Raw genomic sequence first — 8,729 nt, forward strand, 5'->3', positions numbered from 1 at the left:
GATTTAATACCATTAGCGTAAAAAGCCACTGGTTTACCATCTAAATCTCTAGCGTGGTAATTAAATAAAGCGTTAAAATCATCACCTTCATATAAAAACTGAATACGCATAGCTTGGTCAGTATACCCACCTAGTACGTTATCTTGTTCAAAGCCTGGTGCTTTATTATCAATGTAATTGTCTCTATCTTGACGTAATAATGAAACACGAGCTGATAAATTGTCAGTTAAACCGCCGCCAACAGCAGCACGTAAATCAGTAGTATTTTTGCTACCGTATGATAAGGAAACGAAACCATCTAAATCTTGAGTTGGTTTGGCTGAATCAAATTTCACTAAACCAGCAGGGGTATTTCTGCCGAATAAGGTTCCTTGTGGACCGCCAAGTACTTCTATGCGTTCTAAATCAAAAACAGGAAAACCTTTTAAAATAGGATTCTCTTGCACGACATCATCTACCACTAAAGAAACAGGTTGAGAAGCGTTTAAGTCAAAATCTGAATTACCAAGGCCACGCATATAAAAGCGTGGAAATGTTCTGCCGAACGATGACTCGACGCTTAGGCTAGGGATTTTTGCATTTAAAAAACGAATATCCATAGCTGATGAACTATAAGCATCTAAATTGTCACCTTGTAACGCTGTTACAGCGACGGGTACTTCTTGCACATTTTCAACTCGCTTACGCGCTGTAACTTGTATAACCTCAATGCCGGCAACTTTTTTCTTTACAGTCTCATCTGCCGCTAAAGCAGTGGTAGAAACACCCGCAACACTGGCAAACAGTGATGCTTGTACACATAGTGACAGTGCACTTTGTTTAAACATTTTCATTTGTTATCTCCCTGGATTTTATATATTTTGTTTATGCTTTGTTTATTTTTATTTTTATTTTTATTTTTATTTTTATTTTTAATATAATTGTGCTTTGTTTATACATTCGTTTTTTATACTTTGAGCCGGCATTATTTCTTGTATAAATCTGACAAAAAACTAATGCCGTAATCCATTGCCTCAACTTTAAATAGTTCTGCGATGGTTTGCCCTAAATCAGCAAATGTTTTTCGGTTACCTATATTAACAGATCCGACCTGTTGATGGTAAGCGATAATCGGTACATATTCACGGGTATGCTCAGTGCCCGGCCATGTTGGGTCACAACCGTGATCAGCAGTTAGAAATAATACGTCATCTGCAGACATCGCCGCAAAGAGCTCAGGAATACGAATATCTAGGGCTTCAAGCTCTCTTGCATAACCAATGGCATCACGTCGGTGACCAAAGTCTTGATCGAAATTAACTAAATTAGTAAAGATGAGGGAATTGTCTTGAGCGGTGTTGATATGGCTTAGCGTGGCATCAAAAAGTGCATCTAAACCAGTGGCTTTGGTTTTTTCATCAATACCTTGATGGGCAAAGATATCGGCAATTTTACCAACACTGATAACATGAGTACCTGCCTTTGATATTTTATCTAATACCGTTGGCGCAGGTGGTAATACCGAGTAATCTCTTCTGTTACCTGTTCTGGCAAAGTTATCAGGATGATCTCCAACAAAAGGTCTAGCGATAACACGCCCTATATTTAAGTCACCAAGCAGTTCACGTACAGTTTCACAATACTTATAGAGATTATCTAAACCAAAATGCTCTTCATGGGCAGCAATTTGAAAAACACTATCTGCCGAGGTATAACAAATGGGTAAACCCGTTTTGATATGTTCTTCTCCCAAACGTTTAAGTATTTCAGTACCCGAGGCATGACAATTACCTAATATGCCGTCAAAATCAGTCGCTTGGTTAATATTGTCAATTAATGTTTTAGGAAAGCTATTTTCTTTATCGGTAAAATACCCCCAATCAAATAGCACCGGCACTCCTGCCATTTCCCAGTGACCACTCGGGGTATCTTTACCTGTGCTAATTTCCTCGGCAAAGCCATAAGCCCCTTTACTTGGCGCTCCTCCTTCATAAGGGAAGTCCTGATTAGATGCCTGCTGACAGGCTTTTATTAACCCCAGTGCCGATAAATTGGGTAAGGCAATCTTTTTGCCTGTTTCATCAAAATACGCACGTGCTAAATTAGCTAACGTATTTGCACCAACATCACCAAAATCAACTGCATCCGGAGAGTAACCAATACCAAAACTATCAATAACCAAAATTATTGCACGAGCCATAATGTTTCCTTTTTTTAATATTTTAATATTATAATTACAAATGATAACAAATATTGAAATAATCTGATAAATAATATGACCAACTGGTCAAGTTGTGTTAATTTATCACCTTTCTAAAAAAGGGTAAATAGAGCATTTTCTACTCGCTAATTATTTACCGGCTCTTTAGTTTATTAACCTTACAATGCTAAAATGAAATATAGCCAGTACCTGTCAACTACAAGTAGTTGGGCTCACTATAAAAAACTAGTATTTAATTATTAAGATTTTCTTTGACAAGTAGGCTGAACATTGAAACCAATTAAACCAACCATTATTGCTATCGCTGGTCCATCAGCATCAGGGAAAACACTTTTTGCTCAAACAATTCATGACGAACTGGTAACAGAGCTTGGTGAAAATGGCATTTCAATTATCTATGAAGATGCTTATTATCGTGATCAATCTCATTTATCTATGACTGATCGTGAGCAAACAAATTATGATCACCCCAATGCCTTTGAACATGAGCTATTGTCAGAACATTTAAAGAAATTGACAGACAACAAAACAATTAATAGCCCTGTTTATTGCTACAAAACTCATACTCGCCTTAATGAAACCAAGACATTTTCACCAACAAAAATCATTCTAGTTGAAGGTATATTACTACTGTCTAATCAAGAATTGAGAGACTGTTTTGATATAAAAGTTTATATGGATACCCCGTTAGACATTTGCCTGATCAGAAGAATTAAACGAGATCTCGTTGAGCGTAATCGCAGTGTCGAGTCAGTTACCAACCAATATTTAGCCACAGTAAGACCCATGTACCATCAATTTATCGAGCCATCAAAAGCTTGGGCTGATATTGTTATTACCCGAGGCGGTAAAAATAGAATGGCCATTGAAGTACTCAAAGCAAAAATTCGTCAACTGTCACAGCTCCCCACACAATAAGAATTAAATTAAGATAAAATAGAATAAAATAACAATAAAACAAAAGAGGTCTTCATGGAACTAGGTGCACTCAGAGGTGTTATCGGTATATTCGTATTGCTAGGAATAGCCTACGCATTATCAAGTGAAAAAAAATCCATTAACTTACGTACGGTTGGCTTAGCGTTTACCCTGCAAATTCTGCTGGGAGCATTTGTTTTGTATGTGCCTTTTGGCAAAGATTTTTTACTGTCTATGACCAACGGTGTACAAAGTGTTATCGACAGCGCAAAAGTAGGCATTGACTTCCTTTTTGGTGGTTTAGGCACTGATGCCATGTATGAAAATGGTGTTGGTTTTGTTTTTGCTATCAGGGTATTACCCAACATTATTTTCTTTTCATCATTAATTGCTGTGCTGTATTACCTAGGCGTTATGCAATGGGTTATTAAGATCATTGGTGGTGGCTTACAAAAGCTTTTAGGAACCAGTAAACCTGAATCACTTTCCGCTACAGCCAACATTTTTGTTGGTCAAACCGAAGCGCCTCTGGTAATACGCCCCTATATTGCAAAAATGACTCAGTCTGAATTATTTGCCATTATGGTGGGTGGTTTAGCCTCTGTTGCCGGCTCTATTCTTGCGGGTTATGCTGGCCTTGGCATCGAATTAAAGTACCTTATCGCCGCCTCATTTATGGCGGCTCCAGGTGGTTTGTTAATGGCTAAAATTATATACCCTGAAACTGAACACGATAAAATAGTTCAAGAGCCAGTGGATTATGACGAAGATAACGATAAACCAACCAATGTTATTGATGCCGCAGCTTCTGGCGCTGCATCCGGCCTTAAGCTGGCGGTTAACGTCGGCGCTATGTTACTTGCCTTCATTGCTCTAATAGCATTGTTAAATACTATTGTTGGTGGTGTTGCTGGCTTATTTGGTTATGAAAATATCACCATTGAGTTTTTCTTAGGTTACCTCTTTGCCCCCTTTGCTTATATTATTGGCGTGCCCGCACATGAAATGTTGCAAGCAGGAAGTTTTATTGGCCAAAAAGTCATCGTCAATGAATTTTTTGCCTATGTTAATTTTGTCGAAATAAGAGATACCTTAAGCCCTGTGACGCAAGCGATTGTTACCTTTGCTTTATGTGGTTTTGCCAATTTATCTTCTATCGCAATTTTGCTCGGTGGTCTTGGCTCTATGGCGCCAAGCCGTCGCCACGACATTGCTAGATTAGGTCTGCGAGCAATGCTTGCTGCTACCTTAGCAAACTTAATGAGTGCCGCAATTGCTGGCATTTTCATTGCGTTGTAGTAACGAATAAACATAAATAATCACCAAGAAAATAAACAGGAATTTAAACTTATGTCTGATATTAAAACGGTAGCTCAGCGTGCCCTGTCATTGATGGATTTAACTAGCCTTACCAATACAGAAACTGAGCAAGAGATTATTGACCTTTGTCGACAAGCAAAGTCACCTGCGGGCGAAACCGCAGCTATTTGTATTTTTCCGCGTTTTATTCCTATTGCTAAAAAGGCACTTAAAGCGCAGCAAACGCCACAGGTAAAAATAGCGACTGTGACGAATTTCCCCCATGGCAATGATGATATTGACATTGCTTTAGCCGAAACCAAAGCAGCAGTAGCCTATGGCGCAGATGAAGTAGACTTAGTATTTCCTTATCGCGCGTTAATGCAAGGTAACGAAACTATTGGTTTTGACATGGTAAAGGTCTGTAAACAAGCCTGCGAAAGTTCAGCAAAGCTTAAAGTCATTATCGAAACAGGTGAGTTAAAATCTGAAGAGTTAATTCGAAAAGCCAGTGAAATTGCCATTAATGCCGGAGCTGACTTCATTAAAACATCGACAGGTAAAGTCGCGGTAAATGCTACACCAACCGCAGCACAAATCATGTTAGAAGTAATAAAACAAAAGAACACTGCTGTCGGCTTTAAACCCGCTGGTGGGGTAAGAAATGCCGAAGATGCCGGTATTTACCTTGATTTAGCCGATAGCATATTAGGTAATGAATGGGCCGATGCGAATCACTTTCGCTTTGGTGCTAGCAGCTTACTGACCAGTTTATTGGAAACCCTAGGTCATGAAGGTAACTCTAAAAGTTCAAGTAGCTACTAAGTTTCTATTAATGTAGTGACTAAGTAGCAACTAAATGGCAACTAAATGGCAACTAAATAATTGAAAATAGCGTTTAGATAAGTAAAACTATAGCGATACCTTCAATAAGACAAACTTTAAAAGAAAGCAGGAAAATGGCACAACTTTATTTTTACTTTTCATCGATGAATGCAGGTAAGTCGACTCACTTACTGCAATCGTCTTATAACTACCAAGAGCGTGGTTTAGCCACGGCTATTTATACCGCGAAAATTGATGATAGGTTTGCTAAAGGCAAGGTTGCTTCGCGGTTAGGCATTGATGCCGACGCTTTTTTGTTTAACGATGAAACTAACCTATTCAAAGATGTTGAGCAAAAAAACCAAGCTGAAAAGCTTGCTTGTTTACTCATCGACGAAGCACAATTTTTGTCAACCGAGCAGGTTAAACAACTTACTGATATCGTTGATTTATTGCATATTCCTGTTCTCGCTTATGGCATACGCACTGACTTTTTAGGACAAACCTTCTCAGGTAGTGCTGCCCTACTCGCTTGGGCAGACAAACTGGTAGAATTAAAAACCATATGTCACTGTGGCCGCAAAGCTAACTTTGTTATCAGACAAGACGCTAACGGTAAAGCTATGCAAGGGGGCGAGCAAGTAGAAGTAGGCGGTAATGAGCGTTATGAACCCCTGTGTCGCGCTCACTTTAAGCAACTTGTCAGGCTTGAGGTCTAGGTAGAGCCGCTAAAAATAGCGTCATCAACCTTGATTAGTGCTTAATGCCTAATAAAAGTGGCTACTATCGGTTTATTATCACCATTGCAAATCACATTTCATTAAATGAAAACGCCTTATAACTAAGTTATAAGGCGTTTTTTTATGAGAGCAAACATACATTGATTGTCTACTAGCTAATAACTAATAACTAATAACTAATAACAATAGTGCTTATTCTCTTTAGCTAATTTCAGCTACGAATAAATCACTGGCGGCAATTCAGGGGTCTCTTCTGAGTAACTCAGCGCATTATTAAATTGCTCAATAGCTCTATTAGCTGAGTCTTCATCTTTGGCATGAACACGGGCAATCACTTCACCACGATTGACCTGTACACCCAGTGGTAATATCCTATCAAATCCAACCGTGTGATCTACCTGCTGTGTCGGTGCGGTTCTACCGCCACCTAAACCAACAACTGACATGCCAACAGCACGAGTATCCATTTGGGCAATATAGCCATGCTGTGATGCTTTAACTTCCACAATCACATTCGCTTTGGTCATAGAATCCCAAGGTTTTTCTACGAAGTTTTTCGGTCCACCTAATGCTGCCACCATACGATCAAACACTTCTGCTGCCAAACCTGTGCTTAACACTTTATCGATTTTTTTATGGGCATCTTGTTCATCACTTGCTAGCTTGGTATTAACAAGCATAGCCGTGGCAAGTGCTTGTACGACTTTATGTAAGCGCGGCTCTCTTTGCTTGCCGGTTAAGTATTTAACCGTTTCATACATTTCTATGGCGTTACCGGCACTGGTACCCAAGACTTGGTTCATATCGGTAATAATAGCCTGTGTCTTAACACCCGCGCCATTAGCAACGCTAACGATACTATCAGCAAGTGCTTTAGCATCGGCTAGATTATTCATCATAGCGCCATTGCCTACCTTAACATCCATCACTAACACATCTAAGCCCGCAGCAAGCTTTTTAGACAAGATAGAAGCGGTAATTAAGGGAATAGACTCAACGGTGGCGGTAACATCTCTAATCGAATACAAACGCTTATCTGCCGGTGCTAAATTGTCGGTTTGAGAAATAATAGCAACACCAACTTCTTTCACTATGCGCTTAAATTCTGAGATGCTTGGCTGGACATTAAAGCCAGCGATGCTTTCTAGTTTATCCGCGGTACCACCAGTGTGACCTAAACCTCGACCCGAAATCATAGGCACATAACCGCCACAAGCAGAAACAATAGCAGCCAACATAAAGCTAACTTTATCGCCGACACCACCGGTAGAATGTTTATCGACAATAGGGCCATCAAAGCCTTGCCAACTGATGATATCGCCTGAATTCATCATAGCTTTGGTAAAATTGACTCTTTCATCAATCGACATGCCATTTTGAAAAATAGCCATCGCCATTGCGCCAACTTGGCTGTCTGAAAAGTTGCCATCGACTAGGCCTGAAACAAAACCATTAATTGATTGTTCATCGAGTATTTGACCATTACGTTTAAGTCGAATAATTTCTTGTGGGATAATTTTATTGGTTACTGACATTAGCTAAATCCTTATAAGTCTAATAAATCTTTTGGGGTGAATGCATCAGGTAATAACGCCTGTACAGTCCAAATTTTTCGTTCATTTTTATGATTTACTGCAAGTACTGGTGCCGATTGTTCAAAAAACTCAGCAATAACCTGCCGACAAGCACCACAAGGTGGCGTTAATTTATCTTGTTCGGTATAAATAACAATAAGTTGAAATTTCCGCTCGCCATTAATTACTGCATGACTAATACAATTACGCTCCGCGCAGACAGTTAAGCCGTATGAAGCGTTTTCGACATTACAACCTTTGACTATGTTGCCATTGGTTGTTAACGCAGCAGCACCGACATGAAAGTTACTGTATGGCGCATAGGCCAATTGATAAGCAGCTTTCGCAGCAGCGATTACTTCATCCATTAATTCTGTTGGTATTTCGTTCATTATGTTCCCTAGTCACGAGCAATATTGATAGCTTCAGCATATCATTGCTGACCATATGGTCAAGTTATTTGTAATTAAAAACAATTATCTTCTTAATACAGTGTTTTTATTGAATATTAGCCATAAAAAAAGCCCCTTAGTAGAACTAAAGGGCTTTCAATTTTTTTCGCTTAAAATATAAGTTAATTAAAACTTATAGCTAAGACCAACTTTCATCTGCCATGAAGAAGATGATTTAACAATAGTATTGTAATTACGCGTATCCGCGCCATTAAAGCGTGGGTCGATAATATAACGCCCTTGCTCATCTAAACCACCTAAGTCATAAAGTGCTTGGTTAGGGTAGCCCATACGCTTTTCTACACCCCAATCATCATTTAACAAATTAGCAAAGTTATCAATCATAAAGAATATTTGACCTTTATGACCTTTGGCAAAGCCAGGGATTTCTTGCTTGATGCTAATATCTAACGTAGTTAACCAGGGTTGAGTTCCGGTATTTCTGTTCAGGATTGAGCCCGACGGTGAAATTCCAGCTTGTGTCATTAGGACCGATAACTCATCCCAAGAAAGATCTGACTCTTCCCAGTTCACATTTGGATCATCAGCACCTGACGGTATATAAGCTAGGTAAGCTGAGTTTGAGTAAAAATCTTTTGTATCACCAAAATCATCATCTTTATACATGCCCATTACCGTACTATATGGGCGACCTGAACGACGCTCAAAGAATGCATTAAAACGTGTTTGATAACCAGAAAACAACTCAGTATTATAACTG

Annotated in this window: 8 protein-coding genes and 1 pseudogene; 4 read left to right on the plus strand and 5 right to left on the minus strand. The window is 39.2% G+C overall.

From position 1 onward, the window contains the following. Both HRT50_RS15960 and HRT50_RS15965 read right to left on the minus strand, forming a co-directional pair. Positions 1 to 833, minus strand: an 833-nt coding sequence (locus tag HRT50_RS15960; protein WP_291616279.1) for a TonB-dependent receptor plug domain-containing protein, incomplete at its 3' end; no start/stop codon positions are given. Positions 834 to 964: 131 nt separating this feature from the next. Continuing rightward, the gene (locus HRT50_RS15965; protein WP_291616281.1) at positions 965 to 2,179 is read right to left on the minus strand and encodes a phosphopentomutase; all 1,215 of its coding nucleotides are present in this window, start codon (positions 2,177 to 2,179) and stop codon (positions 965 to 967) included. Positions 2,180 to 2,479: 300 nt separating this feature from the next. On the opposite strand from HRT50_RS15965, the gene udk reads away from it, so the two are divergent. The 4 genes from udk to HRT50_RS15985 all read left to right on the plus strand — a co-directional run bounded on the left by udk (position 2,480) and on the right by HRT50_RS15985 (position 5,961). Then, entirely contained in the window at positions 2,480 to 3,118 is a 639-nt protein-coding gene (gene udk, locus HRT50_RS15970) for a uridine kinase (protein WP_291616293.1), read from the plus strand. A gap of 54 nt (positions 3,119 to 3,172) precedes the next feature. Further along, the gene (locus HRT50_RS15975) at positions 3,173 to 4,417 is read left to right on the plus strand and encodes a NupC/NupG family nucleoside CNT transporter (RefSeq protein WP_291616283.1); all 1,245 of its coding nucleotides are present in this window, start codon (positions 3,173 to 3,175) and stop codon (positions 4,415 to 4,417) included. Positions 4,418 to 4,468: 51 nt separating this feature from the next. Beyond that, positions 4,469 to 5,242: a deoxyribose-phosphate aldolase gene (deoC, locus tag HRT50_RS15980; protein WP_291616285.1), complete on the plus strand. Its 774-nt coding sequence runs from the start codon at positions 4,469 to 4,471 to the stop codon at positions 5,240 to 5,242. A 134-nt stretch (positions 5,243 to 5,376) separates the two neighbouring features. Then, the gene (locus HRT50_RS15985; protein ID WP_291616287.1) at positions 5,377 to 5,961 is read left to right on the plus strand and encodes a thymidine kinase; all 585 of its coding nucleotides are present in this window, start codon (positions 5,377 to 5,379) and stop codon (positions 5,959 to 5,961) included. Between the two features lie 236 nt (positions 5,962 to 6,197). Here the strand turns inward: HRT50_RS15985 and deoA are convergent, their stop codons facing one another. The 3 genes and pseudogenes from deoA to HRT50_RS16000 form a co-directional block, all read right to left on the minus strand. After that, on the minus strand, positions 6,198 to 7,517 hold the full coding sequence (deoA, locus tag HRT50_RS15990) for a thymidine phosphorylase (protein ID WP_291616289.1): 1,320 nt from the start codon (positions 7,515 to 7,517) through the stop codon (positions 6,198 to 6,200). A gap of 11 nt (positions 7,518 to 7,528) precedes the next feature. Then, positions 7,529 to 7,948, minus strand: coding sequence for a cytidine deaminase (gene cdd, locus HRT50_RS15995; RefSeq protein WP_291616291.1), 420 nt, complete (start codon positions 7,946 to 7,948; stop codon positions 7,529 to 7,531). 186 nt (positions 7,949 to 8,134) lie between these two features. Continuing rightward, a pseudogene (locus HRT50_RS16000) lies at positions 8,135 to 8,729 on the minus strand (hypothetical protein); the annotation flags it as partial.

Source organism: Colwellia sp., from assembly GCF_013215345.1.
GTDB lineage: Bacteria > Pseudomonadota > Gammaproteobacteria > Enterobacterales > Alteromonadaceae > Colwellia.